Source organism: Flavobacterium fructosi (genome assembly GCF_042787335.1).
In the GTDB taxonomy this organism is placed as follows: domain Bacteria; phylum Bacteroidota; class Bacteroidia; order Flavobacteriales; family Flavobacteriaceae; genus Flavobacterium; species Flavobacterium fructosi.
Genome location: NZ_JBHZQA010000001.1, coordinates 353930 through 377053 on the forward strand (window position 1 = coordinate 353930; position 23124 = coordinate 377053).

Below are 23124 nucleotides of genomic sequence, written 5' to 3' on the forward strand. Positions count from 1 at the left end.
TTTTTGTTACCGTATTTCGTTAAAATAAAATCATTGTGAGGCAGTCTTGATTATAGAGTACATCGCAATATCAGACGCCTCTCAATTAAATCAAACCCATCATTTTTGAATGAGCGATAGCTTCTTTGCTATTTTTGAAATAACAAACGGACACATTTAAACTTTCGAGATTTTTTAAGATTACTTCTACTTTTTCTTTTTTGTGAAGTCCTGTTTGTCGGATATAAACTGCTTTTACAGTAACTGGAAATATTTTGCAAATTGCTTCGTACAGGAATGGATCGTGTTGCGAATCATCCCCCAGGAGTACATATTCTAAATTAGGATAGAATTCTAAAATGTGTTTTATTTTATCAAACTTATGGTTATGATTGCCCCTTCCCGTCATAAAAAAATCAGTAAGACTGGTTTTAATATCCTTCAATAATAATACTGCGCGTGGCAATTGATTAATTTCTGTAAATTTCACGATGAAACGATACAAATTCCATTCACTGCTGGACACATAAAAAAAGGCATTCTGTTCTTCTTTATTATTTCTTCCGGCTGAACTCAAAGCTTGGTAATGAGGTACAACATCTTCAAAAACCTTACGTTTATTAATGTTTTTAAATAATAGAATATATAGTTTTATCAACGGGTTTTCAGTTTTCGATACTAAAAAAGTGTCGTCAATATCAGATATAATTCCTAAATTCCCCTTGTGCGGGCGTATGTAACTTTCCGTTGTTGCTATAGTTTCATTTTCGTGAAGGATACTTACGGTGTAATCAATCCATCCATATTTTGTGTACTGGTCTAACGGGACACAAAATTTAAAATAACCGTCATTCAATGTTTTGGTGTGGATTTTTACATTATTGTGTTCTAAGTATACATCAGCGTTTGCCTGTGTTTTTATCTGAAACATTCGGATTACAGAAGCAGCATTTTTAAAATTTTTTTTTTGAAAATTGTAATCTTTGGTACTTGTTGGTCTAAAAACATGCCCCATCACAATTAACTCCTGCTCATTTGCATACCCTCGATATAATTTTAAAATAGGCTTCATTTATTGTACTTTTGATGGGAATTGTAACTTGGATTTTTTAATCATTAAATGTAGCTAAATTTTGAGAAAAAATATCATTATGGTTGTAAATCCTATTTCAGGAGATATTGATAAAGCTGAATTAACCGAAGGGGCTTTGTTTTTTGCTGAAAAAGAAAATCTTAACCTTGTAATTTATAATACTTCAGGAGTAAATGATATTGTAAATATAAAAACACTTTATAATACATATACACCAGAAAGAATCATCGTTGTTGGTGGAGATGGAACTATAAAAATGGTTGCCGAGGCAATGGAAAAAGAGAATGTTATTGTTGGAATTTTGCCTGCAGGTTCTGCAAATGGTCTGGCAGTTGATTTAGATTTGAATTTAACGCTGGACGAGAACCTTAAAATTGCGTTTCTCAATGATTATATAGAAATTGACGTTATTACTATAAATGATAAAATCAGTTTGCATTTGAGCGATTTAGGGCTTAACGCAGAGCTTATTAAAAACTATGAGAACGCAACAGTCCGCGGCAAATTGGGCTATGCACTGCAGGCGGTAAATACTTTAATAGATTTTGAGGGGCCTTTTACGGCAACAATAACCGCCAATAATCAAACTATAAATTGTGTTGCTACAATGATTGTTATTGCTAATTCTAAAAAATATGGTACGGGAGTTGTTATTAACCCTTTCGGCGTAATGAACGACGGAATGTTTGAATTGGTAATTTTGAAAAACTTAGATCTGTACGTTTTTGGACAAATTATAACCGGAAATATGCCGATTGAATCTAATGATGTCGAAATTATATCAACCAATCAAGCAGTTATAAAAACTAATTTTCCAGTAAGTTTTCAAATGGATGGGGAATATTGCGGCAAAGAAACGGAGTATAATGTTGAAATTTTACACAAACAAATGAAAGTGGCAATTCAATAGCTTTAAAAGCTTGTTTTATTTAAAAGGATTTCGTTCCTGCCAAATAGTATCCGGTTCTAAATATCTGAATATTTTAGACATATGAGAATTAATGATAGGATTACTATGAGATATAAATCCGTACATTTTTACTGGTTTTGCACCTACGGAACTTTTGATTTCCAGTGCCGTTCTTGCAAAAATAATTTCCTTGAAACCTTTGTTAATTGAATAAGCAATCATGTCGTACAACATGTTTAAATACAACATTTTTTCACGCTGAATACTTTCGTCGTAACCTAAAAAATAGGTATCCATTACATCTCCATTTTTAATTAGAGTATTGAATCCTATTAGTTTTTCATCAATAAAATAACCATAAAAAAGGAATTTTTCCTTAAAGATTTCTTTAAAGGTTCTAAAGTGATTTTTAGGTAGAAAGAAAGTGTTAAAAGGAGCATTTTTTGCTACATGAATGTACAAGTCATAAATGGTTTCTTCATATGCGATAATATCTTGAAGGTTCATTTTTCTTTTCTCAATCGCATCCGCTTTTTTCCTTGCTCTTTTATATTGATCCCTATATTTTTTTGAAAGGGAATTAATATAATCTTGCTCTGATTCCCATGCTTTATCTATGGTAAAAACCATATTGGGCTGTGTCGAGAATTGGTAGTTTTTTTTGAATTCGGAAATATCAAAGTTTTTCAGTTCCGCTTGGTTAAAATCTTTAAACGAGGTGATATGTATTTTTTTTCCTTTTGTTTCAAATAGTTTTTTTAATGCGGAGGAAGCCGTTTTTAAGGTTTTAATAGCCTGTTTTTTATCAATTTTGTCTAAAAAAGCGAAAGCATTTTGTCCCGTTAGCATATTGTTTCCAATCAATAAAACATTGGAGCAGAAATTCTTGAAAGCAAAATTTCTTAGGGCGGTTTTTATACATTTGTCTCGTTCTCCAAAAGATTCCAGTTTATTTAAATCTAAAAATTGAGAAACGGCAATACCGACCAAGAGATCATTTTTAAAAATCCCTATAAAATGACAAATCATATTTTCAGGAGATGATTTTTCTAATACTTGCAGATATTTTTTGGATAAAAATATAGTTGATGCAGCTAAATCATCCCAATTTACAGGAAGTTCATCTATTAAAGAGTAAATTTTATAAGAGTAAGATGGATTCAAATTGAATTTTAATATTTTGTCAAAAATAGTTAATAAAGTTAAAGTATTTTTATATGATTTGAAATTAACTAACTTTAGATACTAAATAAAAATAGTATGGAAAAGTATACAGATGAAAATATTCAATCCCAATTAAAAGACCTGAACGATTGGCAATTTATTGGCAATGCAATCGAAAAAAAATTTAAATTTTTAGATTTTACTCAAGCTTTGGGATTCATTGTTCAAGTGGGCTTAATGGCTGAGAAAAGAAATCACCATCCAGAATTATTGAACGTGTATAATAAAGTGTCAATTCGATTGAATACGCACGATGCCGATGGAGTTACTGAAAAAGATTTTGACTTAGCAAAAGCGATTGACAAGATATCGTAAGCTATATTTTTTAGAATAATGAAATATTTTTTTGGAAAGCAGATCCAAAGGAAATAAATGAATCAGTACTGCCAACACCCTCGATATTGTGTATTTGTTCATAAAGTACCTTTCTGAATTCTTCGTTATTGGCAGCTACAATTTTCAAAAAGAGTGCGTACTTACCAGATACAAAATGACATTCTACTACTTCTGGTATTTCTTTTAGTTTTTCAGCTATTGAATAAGCAAATCGGGCTTCTTTAGTGGCTATTCCGGTGTATGTAATAGTCTCATATCCAATTTCTTTAGGGTTTAATTGAACCGAAAAACCGCTGATAATTCCTGAATCTTGTAATTTTCGAATGCGCTGATGTACTAATGAATTGGAGATTTTTAATTCTTTGGCAATTTCAGAATAAGCAATTCTACCATCTGCGCTTAGCATCTTAATGATCTGTTGGTTAATGTAATCAATATTTTCATTGCGATTATTACGTGGCATAACACTGTTTTTTTATTAGAAAATTAAAATTGAATTTGACTTTATATTTATTAATTATCAGTTTTAAAACGGCATATTTTACAAACGAATGGATGCCTTTTAAAACAGAAAATGACGTTTTGATTATAATTCATTAAAACGAATGTAAGTAAGCTGTCAAATTTACACTTTAAGTAGGTTATATAGTCATATAATTTATAAAAATGCTAATATAGTGTAAATGTAGTTCTATACTAGGTAAATTTGTGTCATATTTACTAATCAATATTAGCATCATGAATAAAGATCTTTTACTATCGAAATTATGGGAACAATACACCAGTATTAGCCCGTCAGCCAAGAAAATTCATTCCCTATTAGAAGAAAAAGGAGAGAAAATTGAAAACGATCATATTGCGATCAGGACGTTTAATGATGCGCGCGTGAATATTGCCGTACTAGAAAAACCATTTGTAAAAGCTGGATATGTATCGAAAGGTAAATATGTTTTTGAATCAAAAAAATTGTTTGCAAGGCATTATGAACATGCGACTGATAGAACTGCTCCTAGGATTTTTATTTCAGAGTTAGAATTAGAAAAATGTTCAGAGGAGTTGCAATTATCAGTTAAAAAACTTTTGGATTCTTGTGATCAAAGTGTTTTTGAAAAGGAAGATTTAGTGCTAAGTGGCGCGGTTTGGAATGCAAATTCATTTGAAACCTACAACACTTTATTGGATGAATCGGAGTATGCTGCTTGGATGTATGTATATGGGTTTAGAGCGAACCATTTTACAATTAATGTAAATGCATTGACAAATTTTTCAAACTTAGAAGAATTAAATTCATTTTTAAAAGAAAGCAATTGGAGAATGAATGCTTCTGGTGGAGAAATAAAAGGAACTCCAGCGCAATTATTAGAACAATCAAGTACTTTAGCCGATTTAAATGCTATTAAATTTGATGAAGGGACTAAAGAAATACCTTCTTGTTATTATGAATTTGCACTTCGCTATCCAATGAAAAACGGAGATTTATATCAAGGATTTGTTGCGTCTTCTGCCGATAAAATATTTGAAAGTACGGATGTCAAATTGCAGAGTTAAAACCTTAGGTTTTGCTTGTATTTAAAAAGATATAGTAAAAATTTTTCTTTACAAGAGAACTTTTTTGATTATAAAACTCAATTATCCAGTTTTAGCCATAGCGCTAAAAGGGTGATTTGAAAATTAAAAAGAATACCAAATGAATCTTCAAAGTTTAGCGAGTCAATTAGAAGGGGAATTATTTTTTGATAAAACAATGCGCACGCTATACGCTACAGATGCTAGTGCTTATCGGGAAATGCCATTAGCAGTGGCAATTCCATCAACCCAAAACGACATTCAGAAGATAATTCAATTTGCCAGAGAAAATAAAGTCAGTGTTATTCCTCGCGCTGCCGGTACATCACTCGCTGGGCAAGTGGTGGGCAGCGGAATTGTGGTAGATATTTCTCAACATTTCACAAAAATTATTTCCTTAGACGAAACGAATAAAACAGTATGGGTTCAACCGGGTGTCATTCGTGATGAGTTGAATCTTTATTTGAAGCCCTACCAATTATTTTTTGGACCTGAAACTTCAACTAGTAATCGCTGCATGATTGGCGGAATGGTTGGGAATAATGCCTGTGGTGCCCGATCAATAATTTATGGTTCAACACGAGAACATTTGTTGGAAATTAAAGGTTTTTTGGCTGACGGAAATGAAGTTACATTTAATTCTTTGACCAACAAAGAATTTGAAGATAAATGCAATGGTATTAATGTAATAAGCCAGCTGGAGCAGAATATTTACCTTCAGGCCAAAACGATATTGTCAAATGAAGAGAACAGAAAATTATTTGATGAGAACTATCCCAAAAAATCTATTCCACGTCGCAATACAGGTTATGCGCTTGATTTATTGGGAGACAGTATGCCATTTGGGAACTTTACGGAAAAATTTAATTTTTGTAAATTAATTGCAGGATCGGAGGGGACCTTGTTTTTTTCTACTGCGATTAAGTTGAATCTTGTTGCTGCACTAAAACCTTTTTCAGGCTTGGTTTGTATACATTTTGATAGTATCAACGAATCTTTAATAGCAAATCTGGAAGCTTTAAAATTTCAACCTGATAGTATAGAGTTGATAGACCACTATATTTTAGACTGTACCAAAGAAAATATCGAACAAAGCAAAAATAGATTTTTTGTACAAGGCAATCCAAAAGCAATCTTGGTTGTAGAATTTTTGCGAGATTCTAAAGAAGAAATTATTGAAACAGCCCACAAAATGGAGGCTCAGATGAGAGCCAAAGATTTGGGTAATTATTTTCCAATTGTTTTTGGAGAAGATACAGTTAAGGTCTGGAATTTAAGAAAAGCAGGGTTAGGATTATTGTCTACTATCCCTGGTGACGCAAAAGCGGTTGCGGTAATAGAAGATACAGCCGTTGATGTAAATGATTTGCCAGGTTTTATTGAAGATTTTAACGCCATTTTAAAACAGCGAAATTTGCGCTGCGTGCATTATGCGCATGCTGCAACGGGTGAACTTCATTTACGTCCAATTATTGATTTGAAAACAGAAGAAGGAACGGCGCTTTTTAGAACTATTGCCACAGATATTGCCCATTTAGTTAAGAAATACAAAGGGTCGTTGAGTGGCGAACACGGGGACGGACGACTGCGAGGGGAGTTTATCTCATTGATGCTGGGAGATGAAATCTACCAACTGTTTAAAGAGGTAAAATTAACATGGGATCCATGGGGTGTCTTTAATCCGGGTAAAATTGTTGACACTCCGCCAATGGATACTTCATTGCGCTATAGTGCTGGGCAGGAAACGCCTATGCCTGAAACATATTTTGATTTTTCGGAAAACAATGGGATACTGCGAGCGGCCGAGATGTGCAATGGATCAGGTGATTGTAGAAAGACCGAAAAGAGCGGTGGAACGATGTGCCCGAGTTATATGGCTACGCGTAAAGAAAAACACAGTACGCGCGCTCGAGCCAATATGTTACGCGAAACGATAACCCATTCTGACAAGGAAAATAAATTTGATAGTGAAGCCTTGTTAGAAGTTTTGGATTTGTGTTTAAGTTGTAAAGGTTGCAAGTCTGAATGTCCTTCGAATGTAGATATGGCAAAATTAAAAGCGGAAACGCTGCAGCAATATTATGATAAAAACGGAATAAAATTCCGTTCAAGATTAATTGGCAATACACCAGTGATCAATAAACTATTTTCTAGTATTCCGGCAGTTTATAATTTTTCTACAAAGGGTTTTGTTGGAACTGTAATAAAGAAAATGACCGGTTTTTCTACCGAACGTAATTTGCCAATGATGCACAAAATAACCTTTTCAAAATGGATGAAAACCTATTCACAGGAAGGGAATTTTGATAAACCAACCGTGTACTTGTACAACGACGAATTTTTGAATTATTACGATGTTACTATTGGTCAGACTGCAGTTAAATTACTAAATCGCTTAGGTTATAAGGTAGAAATTCCGTCAATAGGAATCAGTGGAAGAACCTATTTATCTAAAGGTATGGTAAAAAAAGCCCGAGAAATTGCCGAGAAAAACGTCGTATCCGTTAGTCAAAATTTGCCTGATAATGCTTTTTTGATAGGAATAGAACCGTCGGCTATTTTAACTTTTAGAGATGAATATCCAGATTTATGCAGAGGGAATTTAAAAATAAAAGCGAAAGAAATAGCGAAGCGCACGTTTTTGATAGAGGAGTTTTTAGCAAACGAAACAGAAGCAGGGAGAATTACATCAAATTTGTTTACTGACAATGAAGAGCGTATTAGGATGCATGGACATTGTTTTCAAAAAGCATTGTCATCATTGGTACCATTAAAAAAAATATTATCTCTTCCTGTAAATTATAAAGTTTTAAATATTCCAAGCGGCTGTTGTGGTATGGCGGGGTCTTTTGGGTATGAAAAAGAGCATTATGAAATTTCTATGAATATTGGAGAACTCGTTTTGTTCCCTACAATTAGATCTGAAGAAACAAAAACTTTAATTTCTGCGTCAGGTACCAGTTGCCGTCATCAAATTTCTGATGGTACAGGTAGAGAGGCTCTGCATCCTGTGGAGATTTTGTATAAAGCACTACGATAATAAAAATTGCTCATATATGATTTTTGATTAACAAAACTATGAGCAGTAGAAATAAAAAATCTCGTGCTATTGTAAAAAAAGCACGAGATTACTTTAACTATTTTTTTATTTCCAGGCACATATAATGCCGCCCATAATCATAAAACATACTATCCAGAAACCGCCGGTTACCAGCGTATATTTAAAACTTCTTCTTTCGTACAGTGCATTTATTCCAATTAATGGTACGGCTAAAAATAATCCTGCCAAAAATCCGTGTAAAGCACCATGTTTGAAGGTTCTAAAAGCCATTCCATAATCTGCCATAAAAGCGACATAAGAAGGTTTGGCAATGCTGGCATCTCCTCCCACCATTCCTAAAGCACCCGTTTGATGGATCGTGATGATTTGCAGCATAAAACTGATTAACAAGGCATAAATAAAGGATACTCCAAAAGTAAGAAGCATAGTGCTTCCTTTCATTTTTTCTTCGGTCATTCCAGATTCTTTCATCCAGATTGTTCCAAACACTTTTGGGTTATACCAAATAAATCCAACAACAAGCGTTGAGAAAGCCGCAACTAATAGAGCATAAAAATTCATTTCCATAAAATTGATTTTAAAGATAGTTAGTCAAATGTAATAAATTTCAGGATGGGAAAAATTTTATATTTTTGTAAGAAATTAAGCCATTTAATTTATAATTATATGTATTTCGTCGATTATATTTGTCGTTTAGTTGAATAGTGTGTAACTTTAGGTGTGTAAAAAGTTAAAATTTCTACTTATGAAAAATATAACTACTCTATTTTTAACCCTTTTGTTTTCCTTTTCAATAGTAGCTAATGTTGCTCCTTCAGAGAGAAACGCATTAGTGAAATTATACGAAAAAACAAATGGAAGTCAGTGGGTAACAAAATGGGATTTATCAAAGCCCGTTTCTACTTGGTATGGGGTTAAATTACAAGATGAAAAAGTGATTTCACTAAATTTGGCCAATAATAATTTGGTTGGCGAGATCCCTTATGATATTGCTGCGCTTGTTAGTTTGCGAGAATTAGATTTGCATAAAAACCATTTATCTGGAGAAATACCTTCAATTGTTGGGAATTTAAAAGAACTTAAAATACTAGATATCTCGTTTAATAGTTTAACAGGAGCTATTCCGGTCTCTGTTTGTGAAATGAATAAATTACAAGAGTTAGCATTATATATGAACGGTCTTTCAGGTGAACTGCCTGAACAAATAGGTAACTTAAAAAATTTAGAAGTTCTTTCTTTATTTAATAATGAAATTACCGGTCAAATACCAAGTTCATTATATAGTCTGAAAACATTGAAAATATTGCTTTTAAACAGTAATAAATTTATGGGTGAATTAGGACCTGAAGTTGCAAATTTGAAATCTCTTGAGAACTTAAGTTTATTTGACAATAAAATGATTGGAGAAGTTCCAGTGGAGCTTGGAGAATTGAATAATTTGAAGGAAATGAATATTTCGTACAATTTGTTTTACGGAAAAGTGTCCAATAACTTGGCGCAGTTAGATACGTTAAAGATGACTATGTTGAATAATAATGGTGCTACAATTTTATTAGATGTAAATCAAGATAAAAATAAAGCGATCGTTTCTGAAGATTAATAGAAGTAAAAATAACCTTGTTTTTTGTAGTAATTAGATTTAATAATTTTTAGTTTTTTTTTAAGTAAGTTTTAATTAATTTAGTTGTTGGAAGCCTGTAAAGTATTTATACCTTACAGGCTTTTTTTTATATAATACTTAAAAGTAGCTTTATTTTTGTAACAAGTGTTGAACAGAATGCAGACTGATTATAATTTGATAGGATGCAAATTTCTGCTATTATACTTTCGGCTTTAGTTTATATGCAATCGCGTTGTCTTGTACGGTAGCAATTTTAATAAAATTCAGTCTTTCAGGAAGTTGTGTTGCTTTCTCGTTTTGTTTCGTTGTAATTGCCTTAGGACGTTTTATCCCTATCATGTCCCGTCCCAAGTTTAGGGCTAATTGCAAGGCAAGTGACATAAAACCTTTTCCTTTATATTGAGGTAATAAAACGCAACCAAGTTCACCAATTCCTTTATCAAGGCCACGAAAATAAGCGCAAATCCCTACAATATCATTTGTCACTTTGTCGACAATGCCCCAAGCAATAGAATTACCGGACTCATAATCTTTGTCAATTTTCTTTTGCATTTCAGTTGCTTCTTCAATTGTCTTTGCTTGAATGGAGTCGTAAAATGAAATTTCTATAACGTCTTGAATGTCTGAAGCCAGAATTTGGCGCAACATTATTTTTTCGTGTGATATGCTCGGGTAAATGCGGTAGGGCGGTAATTTTATTTTGTATGTTATTGTTTATTGCTAAACTCCCCTCAATTTGTTGGTCAGAATTATCATAGACAATCACAAACATATAACGAAAATGGAATTAACAGTGTTTTTTTTTGAAGGAAAAACAGTTTTGTTCAGTGCTGTAAACGGTCATTAAATGAAGTTTTTTGTACTGTTTTTATATCTTTTGGCACTGCATGTATTTTAGTGTCACTCTTAACTTTTATGATTTCAGTAAAACTAATCGTATAAATGAATTTTAGAAAACAGCGTTAATTCATAAATGCGCGTGTGGAAGAAGAAAAGTTAAATAATAAACAGTCTTTTTTTATTCGTAAAATTTAGAAAAAAAATGCACTGTTTACCTAAATGAATTTATATGTTTTATTCGCTTCATCAGGAACAAGCCAGCAATATTTTGCGAAATAATTTAAAAATCTTTCTGATTAATGAACATAGCCTATAATCCTTTAACTTTAATATTGACTCTTTGGACTTTGTAACGTCTTGATAATATGTAAATAACACAATTTTTTAACAAAGTTTTGCAAGAGGTTTTAATATTATAATTCGAACTTTACGTATCGATAGAATTGACAATCGGTTAAGTTATGTCTTTCTGCTACTATTTTTTTAAGTAGGCAACTCAAAATAAGGAATTATGGAACACGTAAAAAAGAAGAGGTACTAGCTGAAAAACAGGGCTTGTTTTTTAAAATGAATAATTATTTAATCCGAAAGTTACAGAAGGGTGATTATTGTTCCTCTTTTTACAGCGTAGTGACCCGCTGTAAGTAGTTAAAAAGTAGGTATTGCAAAGTAAAGGAATCATCACTTAATATGGTAAAACGAATGGAGAGGACCCTCATAGTAGTTGAGTCTGATAATAAAGGCATGAATGCAACACAGAAGCGAATATAAAGCTCTTATTGAGTTTGTTTAAATACCTTGAAGGAATGCTCGTTAACAGTTGTCGCTCTTAAAAGAGATTTAGTTTAGTGAAAAAGGGCAGGCGCTGTATGTACTTATAATAAATGTGTTTAAGTTCAGAAGTTAGCAATTCGATCGGTGAAAATACGGATGTGTTAGCTAGGAGGGAAGGATGCTAAGAGTAGGATAAAAGGACTTTTTAGGAATTTAAATAGAATCTTATTGCCTAACAAAATAGTTGGCAGCCGGGAGTTCCTGATCGAATGTAAGCTGACTAAAAAGCGTTGAGGAATTTACACTCGAGTTTTGGGAAGATTATATCATTTGCACGGTCATACATTGTCCTGGGTCGTAAACCTTAAAGTTGCATGAAGCTGGTTTTAAATAGCTGGCGAATGTCCTTCGCTAAAAGTTAAATTTGACTGCTTGCGATTTATTAAAATTTGAAGACCAATACAAAAGGATTTATTTGGCTGACCTGCGCGACATTTATGGATTTGCAAAATCCTGTAAAAAAAAATGCTCGATTGTTTTATCCGAATTTAAACCCGAATTGTCAGGGAAAGCGACAGAAGAAGTAAAGAACGTAGTTTTCCTATTGCTTAGGCATTATTTAGAATGCACTTTGCTTTCATCTCGGCCCTGACGGCGAATAACTGTACATCGGTTGGCTTAACTTAATTACGGAAAGAATTAATGCTTAATACTAAAAAATATGAGAAATAGAATCAAAACTGGAAGTTCCAAAAGACAATCTGCAGTAAGTCAAAAAAAAGGGTATTCTTCTGATGTGAATGCAATATACAATCCAGAGACCAAAGAAAAGTTGCCTGAAATTTTATTTATCACATCGTATCCTCCGCGTGAATGCGGTATTGCGACTTATTCTCAGGATTTAATTAAGGCATTGAATAACAAATTCAAACTTTCGTTCCGGATAAAAATTTGTCCTGTAGAGTCCCATGATGAACAACATATTTACTCAGAGGCAACACAATATATATTGAATACCGACGACTCAAATTCTTTTCACAATTTAGCAACCCAAATTAATGACAACGCTGCCACTCAGATAGTATTGATACAACATGAATTTGGACTGTTTAGAAATAGTGAGGCCGATTTTAGGAATTTTTTAAATACAATCCTAAAGCCTGTTATTCTTGTTTTTCATACCGTATTGCCACATCCGAATGAATTATTAAAGGAAAACGTAAAAAACATAACCAGATCTGCCCATTCTATTGTTGTAATGACCAGTTCGTCTGCAAAAATCTTAATAAATGATTACGGGGTTTCTCCGGAAAAAATTATTATTATTGCGCATGGAACGCATTTAGTTCCGCACTCTGACAAAGCGCTTTTAAAGGAAAAATATCAATTGACGGGTAGAAATGTGCTTTCCACTTTTGGCTTCCTTAGTTCTGGTAAAAGCATTGAAACCACACTGGATGCACTGCCCACTATAATTAAAGAAAATCAGGATGTACTGTTTTTAATTATTGGAAAGACACATCCTTCTGTCGTAAAAGAAGAGGGGGAAAAATATCGGTTAATGCTGCAATCAAAGATTGAAACTTTACAACTACAAAATCATGTGCAATTTATAAATTGCTATTTGTCCTTAGCGGATCTATTGGAATATTTGCAACTGACCGATGTTTATTTATTTACTTCCAAAGATCCAAACCAGGCAGTGAGCGGTACTTTTTCTTATGCCATGAGTTGCGGTTGCCCCATTGTCTCTACTCCTATACCGCACGTATGCGAAGTTTTGTGTGGGGAATCTCAAATTATTGTAGATTTTGGAAATGTTCAGCAATTAGCCGTAGAAGTAAATCTTTTGTTGCTTGACGAGAAGTTGAGAAAAAATATCAGCGCCAACGCATTGCATAAAATGGCCCCAACAGTATGGGAAAATGCTGCAGTTGCTCACGCTTTATTATTCGAAAAAATTGCGAAAGATACACTCTCTTTGCACTATGAAATGCCCGAAATTAATTTGGATCATATAAGAAAATTAACAACTGCTTTTGGAATGATTCAGTTTTCAAATATCAATCAGCCAGATATAAATTCCGGCTACACATTAGATGATAACGCAAGAGCTATGGTGGCAATGTGCCTGCATTTTGAACTATCAAAAGACATAGCCGATTTAGAATACATTTATATCTATTTTGATTTTATTAAATATTGTATGCAACCGGGAGGGTATTTCTTGAATTATGTAGATGAAAACCAGGAATTTACCAAACAGAACGATACAACTAACCTGTCTGATTCCAATGGAAGAGCGGTATGGGCTTTGGGATATTTGGTTTCTATAAGTGATTTGTTACCTCATGATTTTGCCAAAGCGGTACAAACTACTATGGATACCGCACTGCTGAATGTCAATAAAATGCATTCTACAAGAGCGATGGCGTTTATAATAAAAGGCGTGTATTACAGTAATACAAAAAATAAATCAACACAAAATGTGGCACTAATAAAAGAACTGGCCAATCGATTGGTTCAAATGTACAGACATGAATCTGATAAAGAGTGGGCCTGGTACGAGAGCTATCTTACGTATGGAAACAGTATTTTGCCAGAAGCCTTACTGTGCGCCTGGTTAGTAACTGGTGATATTATTTATAAGGAAATTGCAAAATCTTCATTTGATTTTCTTTTGTCAAAAATATTCAGAGAAGATTGCATAAAAGTAGTTTCTAATAAAGGGTGGTTGCAGAAAGAAAATGAGTTTGTTCTGCCACCAATAGGCGGCGAACAACCAATAGACGTAGCCTACACTATTTTGGCATTAAGCAAGTTTTACGAAGCCTTTAAGGAAGAGGTGTATTTAGAAAAAATGAAAATCGCTTTCAGTTGGTTTTTAGGAAACAATCATTTGCATCAAATTATTTATAACCCGTGTACCGGTGGTTGCTATGATGGCCTGGAAGATACGTACATTAATTTGAATCAAGGAGCGGAATCTACCGTAAGTTATTTAATGGCACGATTGACGGTTAAAAAAACATTAAAAAAAATAATGAAACATTCCAAAAGTACTGAAAGTCAAATGGAACTATTTTTGAAATTGAGTAGCAGAAATCAGTTTGCATGATAGGTTTATTTTATAAAAATTCTTATTGGCAAACACAAGTCATTTATCTTTGTCTGCATATCATCAAATAGTTATATTGAATAAGCCATCTCCAGATATTGAGATGGCTTTATTCCTTTAAAGTTTAATGATTTTACCTGATGGTAATTAATATTTAAAATTGGGTCCGCTCAATTGTCGGGTTTTTTAAAATCCGTAAGCCTACTGTAAATCAAATATTAACACTTACTTTGTTATTATTTTTGTAATTTTGAGTTGGTAATTTAATGAAATTTTTAGCTTCCAAAATTATAAACTGTTAAAATGATGTCGTGAAATAGGTTGAAATTTAAAATAACAGCAAAATGATTGCAGAACAAAAAGTCAAAGTTCTGGTGCCTTAGCATTTCAATAATTTAATTTTTTTGATCAAGCTTATCTTTGGGTTGTAGATGCCTTGGAACGCTTTAAAGGGAGAAATGACACGGAGAAAGAAGCGTGCGTTTCAAACAAATATCGTGGTGGGCTCATCAAAAAGATAAACAGGTGACGAACTAATATTTCTAAACGACTTTTTATTAGTACATAAAAAAGCACACTTATTTTACTATAATTAAAAGATAAAGCTATGCGAGTTCCTGTAGTGCGAAAAAATATAGTATTTACCCCTGATTCGAGAAGGGTTGTTGCCAGATATTTTATCAATGGCGATCACCGGACTCAAAAAATGGTGAGTCATATAATGGTATTGAGTGAAAAACAAGTCATCGAAACCTTGGAGCATACACTTCGTGAATTTGCCAGACGGCATCGAAATATCTCAAGTACATTTTTTAGGCATTGCGAAAAAATTAGAAGTATAATTGAAGGGATGCAAATCAATTATGAAGGCCTGTCACAGGAACGAAAAATGCTCATCGGTTCTTATTGTACAATGGAGTATGCTATAGAATCTGCGGCCATATTTAATCCTTCCATTGTGGCGGATTTCGATCAGTCTGGTCTCGAAAAGGGAGAGAAGCGTGTAATTATTTCTTTCCGTGCTACTGGCGAAGGCCATATTTCATCAATTGTTTTTAGAAGAGGAATCCTGGACAAGAATAATAATCTGCAGGTAATGAAAAATGGTAATAACATTGATAAAGCAGAGATTGTACACAAAACCCTGTACAACAAAGAACGATTTTTGATAAAATTAGAAGAAATGCATACTTCGAATAAATATTCGACCCGTTTAATGCAGGAACTTCCGGACGAATTTGAATATGCTGTCCTTAAACTCATGGTTCATAAAGCATTAAGCGATCCAATGATTCGTCTGGAAAGGAGAACAGCATTGGAGGAAGTGATGTGGTTGGCAGATTCATTTTATGATTTGCAGTTTAAACACGATTCGGATATTACCGAACGGGTTATATTTCCGATATCAGATTCTGAAAGTCGCGGTATTGAAGATGCTCGCTTTGTGTGCTTTGTCGATGATGATGAATCTTGTAAAGTAATGGCTACCTATACAGCTTATAATGGTCATGTCATTCTTCCGAAACTTATTTCAACGGAAGACTTTTATACGTTTCGAGTAATGCCCTTATACGGAATTGGTGCTCAAAATAAAAATCTGGCATTATTTCCGAGAAAGGTTAAGGGCAAGTATGCTATGTTGTCCAGAATTGATGGCGTCAACAATTACCTTATGTATTCCGATAGGCCTACACAATGGAATAATCCAGTAATGCTTCAAGAGCCGCGTTATACATGGGAATTTACACAAATTGGAAATTGTGGATCGCCACTCTGGACGGAAGAAGGCTGGTTGGTTATTACTCATGGTGTGGGTGCTATGAGACGCTATTGCATAGGTGCTTCGCTGTTTGATCTTGATGATCCTTCGAAGGAAATTGGAAGGCTTAAAGAGCCCTTACTCTCACCTCTTGAAGATGAACGGGAAGGCTATGTACCTAATGTAGTCTATTCCTGCGGTTCAATTATTCACAACAGCAGCCTTATATTGCCTTATGCCGTATCAGACTATTCATCTACGTATGGTGTAGTCGATTTGGTCGAGTTAATTGACGCTTTAAAGAAAAGTTAAGGATATAAGATGCTACTGTTTTAACGCGTTGGGTGCAATTAAATTATTGTGTTTTAATATTATTTATTGGTCTTTCAAAAATAAATTTATTGATGAATTGTATCACAATTAATGCTGTTATTTTAGTTAGAATTCTTGTTTTAAAACCTTGAAAAAATTTAGAATAATTTCGTATAATCATAAATTGATCACACAATTGAGAGAATAATGTTTCTATTTTTTTTCTTGATTTTCTAAATATGTAGGTCTGTTTTTTGTAACCATTTTGATTGATTCTCATTGGCGTTTCTAATTTTATATTTGCTGTTTCAAACAAATCTAATTGTAATGTTGGAGATAAAGAACCTCTGTATTCAAGTTTATAACCATAAAACCAAGAGTTTTGTGACGCACAAAAACCGTTATCTGGCACAGTCTGATAATCATCCTCGCTAATTTTAATCCTATTATGGCGAGCCATTTTACAAATCTGAAGTGGGATACTGTCAATAACAAAATAGTTCTCAAATTATGTGAATTTTGAATATAAGTGTTTTCTAATTTCTTCAGTAAAATAGAATATTTTTTTCCTTCTCTTATTGTACTGACTTCGTTCAATTAGATTAGAAATTTGTCTATTTTGAAACGGATTAAAAAATGAATTTTCACTCTCAATAGACATAAATCCAGCGGTTAAACTTAAAGAAACTACTTGTGAATCAGGTATTTTAAACTTTATCCAATCTCGAATTTCTGTATTAAAAACAATATTCAAAGAACTTATAGCTAAAATTTTAAAATAATTATTTACTATATTTAACATGAATATTGTTGGTTTATACAAACAAAAATAGTCTTGAATAAACAATTTCTGCGGTTTTTGAATCGGTAGTATCAATAGATTTAATTATTTCATCTTTTATAATATCACTTATGTTTATTGAATCATCATTGTTGACGGACCACTCAAAATCTTCTTTTTGCTGGCTCATAGAAACTTCGGCATACATGTATGACGGGCTCCCAATATGGCTACAGAAAATTGTACTTCTTTGATTTCTCCCGTGTCTTTATCAATGATGGAGCGTGTTTTTCCAGCATAATCCACATACATTTTATCACCAGCTTTGTGATTCATGAGCATCACTGGATTGACTCGTTTACCCCATGTTTTGTAATGATGGTCAAATTGTGAACTCCGGTAACCATCAGGGTTTACGGCAATATATTGCTTCCACATATGGTGTATGATAAAGCCAGTTTTTTTTAATTTTAGTTCCATTTAAGGAAAAAAATCATGAAGTTTCTGCAATTTGGGACTGATTGATTCCACGGTAGTGTGTGAGAACAAAAGTTCCAGTTCTGCATTTGTTTTTTCATTAATTACTTCAAAACTTAATCCTAGCACTTCAAATAAAGAAATATACTTCTTTACCGTAATATTTGAAAGAGAGAAGTACTTACTTATGAATAACTTACTTTTCCCGTTACAGTAGAATTTAATTGCTTTTCTAATTTTACTCATGTCTGTTGCTTTGTTTGCCATAATCCGTGTTTTTTTAACGAATGTATGGTGCTAACATGAAAAAGTTACTAGTTTTTATGGGTCAATTGTACCCCAAAATCAGCTGGTCAATTTGAACTGGAAAGTGGTGGTCAATTTGCACTGGAATAGGGTGGTCAATTTGACCGGTTTTTCTACTTCGCTGTAAAAATCATTCGAACCCGTGCTTTCACGATTAATTCATTAAGGTGAAAACAGATGAATACACTTTGCACATATCAATATTGTCGATTGATTGTTAATTATTGCTATTATCTATAAAGGAATAGTATATTCGCTGACAAACTACTCTTATTAACAAATGGGCATTGCCTTAAACTGTTAGTTAGAGTCGCGAAGCGTACCCGGAAGTTTCTTTTTTTATTGTACTTCTGATCCTATGCAGCAACGAAATAGAAGAGGATATCGAAAACTAAACATGGTGCGAGGCTTTTCTTGATGCTTCCCAAGTAAATTATTTATATTTGCTTCGAAATCACAGTATTCACCATATAGACAAAAAAAGACTTTCGTCTCTCGACTGTGCTCGAGATGACATTCTCGCGATACAAAACCAAAACTAGGATTTTAGCATAAACCAATGAACCAACCCGAACATACCAATACCACGTGGCTGTTTGAAATAACACCTAAAAATAAATTCTTCACGCTTAATCTTAAGGAAGTTTGGCAATACAGAGATTTGCTGATGCTTTTTGTGAAGAGAGATGTGGTTACCGTTTATAAACAAACAGTTTTAGGACCACTTTGGTATCTGATTCAACCTTTGTTTACTTCCATTACTTTTACCATTATATTTAATAATTTGGCGGGAATAAGTACAGGCACGGTACCTCCGTTTTTATTTAATTTAGCGGGAATCACGGTGTGGAATTACTTTACGGCGTGCCTTACAGGGACCTCAAATACCTTTGGTGCTAATGCGGGAATATTTGGTAAAGTCTATTTTCCAAGGATTATTGTTCCGCTGTCCATTGTAATTTCTAACTTGATTAAATTTGGAATTCAATTTGTAATATTTATTGCGTTTTATATTTTCTATTATCTAAAAGGCGCTACTGTTGGATTGAATGGTTTCGTTGTACTTTTCCCTTTATTAATTATACTGATGGGTGTTTTAGGATTGGGACTTGGTATGTTTATTTCTTCTTTGGTTACCAAATATCGAGATTTTAGTAATCTGATTGGCTTTGGAGTACAACTGTTGATGTATTTGTCGGCAGTAATGTATCCCATGGCATTGATAAAAGAAAAACTACCTTCTTATGGGTGGTTAGTGCAATACAATCCTTTGGCTTATATAATTGAAACTGCCCGCTATATGTTATTGAATGTGGGTCAAATTTCTATATGGGGATTGGGTTATACTTTCTTAATAACAGTTATTGTATTTTTTGTAGGTGTGTTGATTTTTAATAAGACGGAGAAGAGTTTTATTGATACGGTTTAGTGATCAGTTTTTAGTATTCAGTGTTCAGTATTTAGTGATTAATGTTCAAGGGTCTTTACTACCCTGATCAGTGCCCAGTGTCAGTTATTCAATTTTAAAATCGCTGTAACCTAAAATAGAAATTAGGTTTTAGATGGCAGATTAGAAATTGGCATTGAAAAATTAGAAAACAAAAAACGGATGGGGAATATATTATGTATGATGTGCTGGACTCAGCTTCTTTTTTACTAAAAAACATAAAAAAGTTATAGATGTATCTATAGAAAATTATATATTTGATAAAAGTTATAAACGTATCTATAATAAAATGACAATTAAGTTACCTGAAAATATTAATAATCGAACCCATTACTTGGATAGAGTGCGTCCTTTTATAGGCAAAAATATTCTAAAGGTATTTACAGGGCAACGACGAGTGGGTAAAAGTTATTTGCTTTTTCAATTAATTGCTTTTCTACAAGAGGAAAATCCTGACCATGCTATTTTATATATCAATAAGGAAGATTTAGCCTTTTCATTTATAAAAACTGCGGAAGAATTGCATGCCTATGTTTTGGCAAATAAGTCAACCACCTCCAAAACCCATGTTTTTATTGATGAAATTCAGGATATTCTTAATTTTGAAGCCGCCCTACGGTCGTTAGTATTGTATGAAGATCTAGATGTGTATTGTACGGGTAGTAATGCCAACCTCTTATCAGGTGATATTGCAGGTCATTTGAGTGGTCGGTATATTGAAATCGTGGTCTATAGTCTTTCTTATACCGAGTTTTTAGATTTTCACAAGCTTTCCGATAGTGCAAATACGTTAGATAAATACCTCAAGTTTGGTGGACTTCCCTATTTAAAGCATCTGCCGCTGGAAGACGCCATAGTTTTTGAATATTTAAAAAACATCTATAATACCATTGTGTATCGGGATATAATTAATCGGTATTCAATTCGTAACGTACCTTTTTTAGAACAGTTAGTGCTATTTTTGGCGGGGCATACAGGAAGTTTATTTTCTGCTAAAAAAATAAGTGATTTTCTGAAATCCCAACGTGTAAATATAGCGCCAAATCAAGTACAAATCTATATTCATCATTTGGTGAATGCTTTTTTAGTACATAAAGTAACACGTTATGATTTGGTAGGGAAACGCATTTTTGAAATAGGCGAGAAATATTACTTTGAAAATCTAGGGATTCGCAACGGTATTTGGGGCTATCGATTGGAAGATAGAGGTAAGATACTAGAAAATGTAGTATACAATCATTTATTGTACAAAGGTTATGCCGTTCAGGTAGGCATTTTAGGCGAAGCCGAAATTGATTTTATAGCAGAAAAATCAGGCGAGAAACAGTATTTACAAGTAGCGTTATCGTTGAATGAGCCTCAAACCATAGTAAGAGAGTTTGGGAACTTAAAAAAAATAAATGACAACTATCCCAAAACAGTAATTACTTTGGATTCTTTTCAAGGGAATACCTACGAAGGTATAGTGGCAATGGATTTACGAAGCTTCCTGTTATTCTGGGAGTAGAATAGTAGTGAATGGTGAGTAGTGAGTAGTGAGAAGTGAGAAGTGAGAAGTGAGAAGTGAGAAGTGAGTGGTGAGTGGTGAGAAGTGAGAAGTGAGAAGTGAGAAGTGAGTGGTGAGAAGTGAGTGGTGAGAAGTGAGAAGTGAGAAGTGAGAAGTGAGAAGTGAGAAGTGAGTGGTGAGTGGTGAAAAGGGAACGGTAAATAGTAAAAAGTTGAGGTATGGATCATAAAGATTTGGATGTTTGGAAGAAGGGTATGGATTTGGTAGTTAAAGTCTATCAGATTACACAGTCGTTTCCAGATACCGAGAAGTATGGTTTAACGAGTCAAATGAGAAGAGCAGCTATTTCTATCCCATCAAACATTGCCGAAGGAGCTGCACGGAAAGGAGATAAAGAATTAGTACAGTTTCTGTATATTTCCATAGGGTCACTCTCAGAGTTGGAAACTCAATATTTAATTGCGATACGATTAGAATTTGTTATAAAAGAGGATGCTTTTGAACAGCAACTTACCGAAGTTAAAAAGCTTTTGATTGGATTTAAGAATTATATAAAAAATAAATATGGTGAATAGTGAAAAGAAAAAAGTGAACTGTGAGAAGTGAAAAGTGAATTGTGAGAAGTGAATAAGTACAAGATATTAGTTGTTCACTATTCGCCACAACTATTCACCACTCACTAAAAACCACTCACTACTCACCACTTACTACTCACTACTCACCATTTACCATTCACTCAGATGAAAGACATTATATTAAAAGCTGAAAATATCTCGAAGCAATATCGACTGGGTCAAGTTGGGACGGGTACTATGGCACACGATTTGAACCGTTGGTGGCACCAAGTGCGGGGCAAGGAAAACCCGTATTTGAAAATTGGGGATACCAATGACCGCAGTACTAAAGGCGAGAGTGATTATGTTTGGGCTTTACAAGACATTAATTTTGAAGTGGAACGGGGTGAAATTTTAGGTATTATTGGTAAAAATGGAGCGGGAAAATCTACCTTATTAAAGATATTATCCCGTGTTACTGCACCTACTACCGGAAGCATTAAGTTTGGCGGTCGAGTGGCTTCTTTGCTTGAAGTAGGAACCGGATTTAACGGAGAAATGACTGGACGTGAAAACATATTTCTTAATGGTGCTATTTTAGGGATGACCAAAAAAGAAATTGCTTCTAAAATTGATGAAATTATTGATTTCTCCGGTTGTGAGCGTTATATTGACACCCCTGTAAAGCGCTATAGTAGCGGCATGTATGTGCGTTTAGCATTTGCCGTAGCCGCATTTCTAGAGCCCGATATTTTGATTATCGATGAGGTTTTGGCGGTGGGTGATGCCGAGTTCCAGAAAAAAGCTATTGGGAAAATGCAGGATATTTCAAGAGCGGGTGGGAGAACCGTGTTATTTGTGAGTCACAATATGGCGGCGGTGAAAAGTCTATGTACAAGGGGGATTGTTTTAGAACATGGTAAGGTAAAATTCGATGGTAAAATAGAAAATGCCGTAAGTTATTATCTAAGTGGTGATTCAGAATCCCAAAACAAAAAGATATTTTCATCAGATTATGATAAAAAAGAGTTTAGGTTGCATGAGATTAGCCTAAATCCTATTGGGAAATCTTCGGACGATGCATTGGATGAATACCAAAAAATTGAAATTAATACGGTTATCACTTTAAAAGATATAAATGAAAATTTGCAAGTTACTTTTGTTTTGAATAACGAGTCGGGTGAAGCCCTATTTACTTTTTCGCATGTCAACAACAAACTAAAATTAAATCGGGGTTTAAATAAAATTAAATGTACATTGCCTGAAGGTTTTCTGAATATTGGGTCTTATTATTTAACTGTTTATGTTATTGAAAATTCCAAAACAACCCTGTTTGTCGAAAAAGATATTATGTCCTTTCATATTCAAGAAGGAGAAAGGGCAATAGGATCATGGATGGGAAAAGAACCAGGTTTTATTAAACCAAAATTTGACTGGTCAATAGAAGTATAGCTATAAA

At 33.6% G+C, this 23124-nt stretch carries 18 protein-coding genes and 1 pseudogene; 11 read left to right on the forward strand and 8 right to left on the reverse strand.

Going from position 1 to position 23124, the window contains the following annotated elements:
* Positions 1-85: 85 nt before the first annotated feature.
* Entirely contained in the window at positions 86-1051 is a 966-nt protein-coding gene (locus ACFX5D_RS01565; protein WP_379856513.1) for an App1 family protein, read from the reverse strand.
* A gap of 61 nt (positions 1052-1112) precedes the next feature.
* On the opposite strand from ACFX5D_RS01565, the gene ACFX5D_RS01570 reads away from it, so the two are divergent.
* The gene (locus ACFX5D_RS01570; protein ID WP_379856514.1) at positions 1113-1982 is read left to right on the forward strand and encodes a diacylglycerol/lipid kinase family protein; all 870 of its coding nucleotides are present in this window, start codon (positions 1113-1115) and stop codon (positions 1980-1982) included.
* 15 nt (positions 1983-1997) lie between these two features.
* Here the strand turns inward: ACFX5D_RS01570 and ACFX5D_RS01575 are convergent, their stop codons facing one another.
* A complete protein-coding gene (locus ACFX5D_RS01575) occupies positions 1998-3146 on the reverse strand; it encodes an 8-amino-7-oxononanoate synthase (RefSeq protein WP_379856515.1) in 1149 nt (382 codons plus the stop codon).
* Positions 3147-3242: 96 nt separating this feature from the next.
* On the opposite strand from ACFX5D_RS01575, the gene ACFX5D_RS01580 reads away from it, so the two are divergent.
* Entirely contained in the window at positions 3243-3521 is a 279-nt protein-coding gene (locus tag ACFX5D_RS01580) for a 4a-hydroxytetrahydrobiopterin dehydratase (RefSeq protein WP_379856516.1), read from the forward strand.
* A 10-nt stretch (positions 3522-3531) separates the two neighbouring features.
* On the opposite strand, the gene ACFX5D_RS01585 is transcribed toward ACFX5D_RS01580, so the two are convergent.
* Positions 3532-4005, reverse strand: coding sequence for an Lrp/AsnC family transcriptional regulator (locus ACFX5D_RS01585; protein ID WP_379856517.1), 474 nt, complete (start codon positions 4003-4005; stop codon positions 3532-3534).
* Between the two features lie 275 nt (positions 4006-4280).
* On the opposite strand from ACFX5D_RS01585, the gene ACFX5D_RS01590 reads away from it, so the two are divergent.
* Positions 4281-5090: a DUF1338 domain-containing protein gene (locus ACFX5D_RS01590; protein ID WP_379856518.1), complete on the forward strand. Its 810-nt coding sequence runs from the start codon at positions 4281-4283 to the stop codon at positions 5088-5090.
* Between the two features lie 139 nt (positions 5091-5229).
* Positions 5230-8148 carry an FAD-binding and (Fe-S)-binding domain-containing protein gene (locus tag ACFX5D_RS01595; RefSeq protein ID WP_379856519.1) on the forward strand — a complete coding sequence of 973 codons (2919 nt, stop codon included), beginning with the start codon at positions 5230-5232 and terminating at the stop codon, positions 8146-8148.
* Positions 8149-8253: 105 nt separating this feature from the next.
* On the opposite strand, the gene ACFX5D_RS01600 is transcribed toward ACFX5D_RS01595, so the two are convergent.
* On the reverse strand, positions 8254-8736 hold the full coding sequence (locus ACFX5D_RS01600) for a DUF1761 domain-containing protein (RefSeq protein WP_379856520.1): 483 nt from the start codon (positions 8734-8736) through the stop codon (positions 8254-8256).
* Positions 8737-8914: 178 nt separating this feature from the next.
* Between ACFX5D_RS01600 and ACFX5D_RS01605 the strand changes: the two genes are divergently transcribed.
* Positions 8915-9769 (forward strand): leucine-rich repeat domain-containing protein, encoded by an 855-nt coding sequence (locus tag ACFX5D_RS01605; RefSeq protein WP_379856521.1) that lies wholly within the window; start codon positions 8915-8917, stop codon positions 9767-9769.
* A 219-nt stretch (positions 9770-9988) separates the two neighbouring features.
* On the opposite strand, the gene ACFX5D_RS01610 is transcribed toward ACFX5D_RS01605, so the two are convergent.
* Positions 9989-10438 (reverse strand): GNAT family N-acetyltransferase, encoded by a 450-nt coding sequence (locus ACFX5D_RS01610; RefSeq protein WP_379856522.1) that lies wholly within the window; start codon positions 10436-10438, stop codon positions 9989-9991.
* Positions 10439-12125: 1687 nt separating this feature from the next.
* On the opposite strand from ACFX5D_RS01610, the gene ACFX5D_RS01615 reads away from it, so the two are divergent.
* Positions 12126-14522 (forward strand): glycosyltransferase, encoded by a 2397-nt coding sequence (locus ACFX5D_RS01615; protein ID WP_379856523.1) that lies wholly within the window; start codon positions 12126-12128, stop codon positions 14520-14522.
* Positions 14523-15129: 607 nt separating this feature from the next.
* Positions 15130-16593 (forward strand): glycoside hydrolase family 130 protein, encoded by a 1464-nt coding sequence (locus tag ACFX5D_RS01620; protein ID WP_379856524.1) that lies wholly within the window; start codon positions 15130-15132, stop codon positions 16591-16593.
* Between the two features lie 43 nt (positions 16594-16636).
* On the opposite strand, the pseudogene ACFX5D_RS01625 reads toward ACFX5D_RS01620, so the two are convergent.
* The 3 genes and pseudogenes from ACFX5D_RS01625 to ACFX5D_RS01635 all read right to left on the reverse strand — a co-directional run bounded on the left by ACFX5D_RS01625 (position 16637) and on the right by ACFX5D_RS01635 (position 18118).
* Positions 16637-17395: pseudogene (locus ACFX5D_RS01625) on the reverse strand (transposase).
* A gap of 165 nt (positions 17396-17560) precedes the next feature.
* Positions 17561-17812 carry a hypothetical protein gene (locus ACFX5D_RS01630; RefSeq protein ID WP_379856525.1) on the reverse strand — a complete coding sequence of 84 codons (252 nt, stop codon included), beginning with the start codon at positions 17810-17812 and terminating at the stop codon, positions 17561-17563.
* A gap of 42 nt (positions 17813-17854) precedes the next feature.
* On the reverse strand, positions 17855-18118 hold the full coding sequence (locus tag ACFX5D_RS01635; protein ID WP_379856526.1) for a hypothetical protein: 264 nt from the start codon (positions 18116-18118) through the stop codon (positions 17855-17857).
* Between the two features lie 598 nt (positions 18119-18716).
* On the opposite strand from ACFX5D_RS01635, the gene ACFX5D_RS01640 reads away from it, so the two are divergent.
* The 4 genes from ACFX5D_RS01640 to ACFX5D_RS01655 all read left to right on the forward strand — a co-directional run bounded on the left by ACFX5D_RS01640 (position 18717) and on the right by ACFX5D_RS01655 (position 23117).
* Positions 18717-19586, forward strand: a complete 870-nt coding sequence (locus tag ACFX5D_RS01640) for an ABC transporter permease (RefSeq protein ID WP_379856527.1) — start codon at positions 18717-18719, stop codon at positions 19584-19586.
* A gap of 307 nt (positions 19587-19893) precedes the next feature.
* Positions 19894-21111 (forward strand): ATP-binding protein, encoded by a 1218-nt coding sequence (locus ACFX5D_RS01645; protein ID WP_379856528.1) that lies wholly within the window; start codon positions 19894-19896, stop codon positions 21109-21111.
* A 218-nt stretch (positions 21112-21329) separates the two neighbouring features.
* Positions 21330-21686 carry a four helix bundle protein gene (locus ACFX5D_RS01650; RefSeq protein ID WP_379856529.1) on the forward strand — a complete coding sequence of 119 codons (357 nt, stop codon included), beginning with the start codon at positions 21330-21332 and terminating at the stop codon, positions 21684-21686.
* A gap of 165 nt (positions 21687-21851) precedes the next feature.
* The gene (locus ACFX5D_RS01655) at positions 21852-23117 is read left to right on the forward strand and encodes an ABC transporter ATP-binding protein (RefSeq protein WP_379856530.1); all 1266 of its coding nucleotides are present in this window, start codon (positions 21852-21854) and stop codon (positions 23115-23117) included.
* The last annotated feature ends 7 nt before the right edge of the window (positions 23118-23124 follow it).